Origin of the sequence: Mesorhizobium sp. M2A.F.Ca.ET.067.02.1.1, from assembly GCF_004023285.1 — a bacterium.
In the GTDB taxonomy this organism is placed as follows: domain Bacteria; phylum Pseudomonadota; class Alphaproteobacteria; order Rhizobiales; family Rhizobiaceae; genus Mesorhizobium.
Map to the genome: position 1 here is coordinate 1 of NZ_RZSB01000938.1, position 2,036 is coordinate 2,036.

The following is a 2,036-nucleotide window of genomic DNA, read 5'->3' on the forward strand; positions in this document are numbered from 1 at the left end:
ACAGGCTTCGACGAAGCCGTTGAAGTGGCGCGCGGTGAGCCGGAACAGTTCCTTGCCGTCCATGTGGAACAGGCTGTGCGCCGCGAACGCTTCCTGCTCCTTGCGGAAATCGAAGCGTGTGCCGCCCGAACCGATGCCGCAGGCTTCCCAGCCGGAAGGATAAGTGCGCATCAGGCTCGCCGCCACCTTGCCCTCGCCCGGCCCGGCCTTGCGCAGGACCGCCGCCGCAGCGCCGTCGCCGAAGAGCGCGGCGATCTCCGGCGCATCCTGCCACGGCAGCGCGCGCGAGGCGACTTCGGACGAGAACACCAAGGCCGTCTCGCATTGCCCGGCCTCGATCATGCGGCCCGCGGTTTCGAAAGCGGTGAGGAAGCCAAGGCAGGTGCTGTTGACGTCGAAGGCGGCGGCCGAGCCGTCCGCCAGCCCGAGGCGCTGCATGACCAAAGGCGCGGTCGCCGGCAGCGGCTGGTAAGGCACGCCGCAGCCGCCGATGATGAGATCGACAGCGCCGGGCTTTACGCCGGCATCGGCTAGCGCAACTGTCGCGGCGACGCAGGCAAGATCGATCTGCGATTCGGCATTGCAGACATAGCGCTCGACGACGCCGGTGGCGGTTTCCAGTGCGCCCTCGCTGAGGCTCAATTTCGCTTCCAGCGCGCGCGTTGTCACCCGCTCAGCCGGTACCGCCCTGCCGGTTCCGACGATCCTGATCCGCATTCCCCCCTCGCCGCTTGAGCTTGGCTCTATCTAGCGCAAAAAGCGGTTCGAGGCGACGACCATGACGGCGCCTGAGCGGCCACGTTTGCTCGCCGATCATTCTGCGATAAGTGTGTGATGTTGCAGGGGGGTGAGGTATGGCTAATTCTTTTTCTCGCTTTATTTCTTCTGTCTTTGGGAATTCTGTTTCGAAGCCAAATGCGGACGTTGTCAGAAGCCCATGGCCGGACGGTCTCCAGTATCTGTTTATCGAGCCGTCAAAGAAGGATGTCTGGGAAGCGCTGGACGGCTGGAAGTGGATTGGGCTTGATGGCCTGGAACCCGCCGCAGTCTCCGCATTCGGCGACATTTTCTTCCGAGCTCCCGATGGTTCCGTCAAATTGCTGGACATGATCGGAGGCCGATTGACCCAAGTGTCGGAAACGTGGCCGGAGCTTACAACCCAGTTCAACGATCATGATCGTCGCGACGAGCTGTTGCTGGCTGACTTAGCCGCGGCGGCACGAAAGAAGGGATTGGTCTTGGCGGACGGCGAATGTTACGACTTCGACACGCCACCCGTACTCGGTGGCGAAATGTCCGCCGCGCAAATCAACAAGACCTTCTTCGTGGTGAAGGTGCACATAACCGGCCAAATCCACCGACAAGTAAAAGACCTTCCGCACGGCACGAAAATCAACAAGGTGACGATCGGCGATCGCTGACGGCACTAAGCCTTCCGCTCCCACCGCCGATCCGGCGTCTGCTGCCAGTAGGTCACGGCGTGGCCGGCTTCCTTCATCGTCTTCCAATGGCCGCGCGCGGCTTCGAGCTGTGCCGCGTCATGGCCATCGAACAGGAAGACGGCGCGTTCGTAGCCCGATAGCTCGGGCGGGCTGGCGCCGTCGACCAGGAAGCGGATCTGCGCGGCGTTCTGGTTGCCCTCGCTTGTGGTGAGCAGGATCGGCTGCTCGGCCGGATAGGCCTCGCGGTCGGTGGCGTGCGCCAGGAAGGAATCGTCGCGAAAAGTCCACAGATGCTGGTCGAGCGCGTCGCGCCGCTCTTCCGTGCCGGTCTGCACCACCGCGCGCCAGCCGCGCTCGACGCTGCGCTCGAGCAGGCCGGGCAGCGCCTCCTCGAGCGTCGATTCGGTCAAATGGTAGAACAGGATGTCGGCCATCCCCTACCCTTCGTAGTGATCGCGCACCAGCCTATCGAGCAGCCTGACGCCGAAGCCCGAGCCCCAGGACTGGTTGATCTCGCTCGACGGCGCGCCCATCGCGGTGCCGGCGATGTCGAGATGCGCCCAGGGCGTGTCCTTGACGAAGCGCTGCAGGAAC

At 63.8% G+C, this 2,036-nt stretch carries 3 protein-coding genes and 1 pseudogene; 1 reads left to right on the forward strand and 3 read right to left on the reverse strand.

Annotated features, from left to right (window positions below; translation table 11 throughout):
• Positions 1-717, reverse strand: a 717-nt coding sequence (locus EOA28_RS33955) for a ketoacyl-ACP synthase III (RefSeq protein WP_128315753.1), incomplete at its 3' end; no start/stop codon positions are given.
• 137 nt (positions 718-854) lie between these two features.
• On the opposite strand from EOA28_RS33955, the gene EOA28_RS33960 reads away from it, so the two are divergent.
• The gene (locus tag EOA28_RS33960; RefSeq protein ID WP_126078236.1) at positions 855-1,421 is read left to right on the forward strand and encodes a T6SS immunity protein Tdi1 domain-containing protein; all 567 of its coding nucleotides are present in this window, start codon (positions 855-857) and stop codon (positions 1,419-1,421) included.
• A 5-nt stretch (positions 1,422-1,426) separates the two neighbouring features.
• Here EOA28_RS33960 and EOA28_RS33965 read toward each other — a convergent pair whose 3' ends face one another.
• Together EOA28_RS33965 and EOA28_RS33970 are read right to left on the reverse strand one after the other, a co-directional pair.
• The gene (locus EOA28_RS33965) at positions 1,427-1,876 is read right to left on the reverse strand and encodes a DNA polymerase III subunit chi (RefSeq protein ID WP_126078237.1); all 450 of its coding nucleotides are present in this window, start codon (positions 1,874-1,876) and stop codon (positions 1,427-1,429) included.
• Positions 1,877-1,879: 3 nt separating this feature from the next.
• A pseudogene (locus tag EOA28_RS33970) lies at positions 1,880-2,036 on the reverse strand (leucyl aminopeptidase); the annotation flags it as partial.

What these genes read in the sequence shown, in the direction of transcription:
- EOA28_RS33960 (WP_126078236.1), top strand. Translation starts at nt 855, where the DNA reads ATGGCTAATTCTTTTTCTCGCTTTATTTCTTCTGTCTTTGGGAATTCT.
- EOA28_RS33965 (WP_126078237.1), bottom strand. Translation starts at nt 1,876, where the DNA reads ATGGCCGACATCCTGTTCTACCATTTGACCGAATCGACGCTCGAGGAG.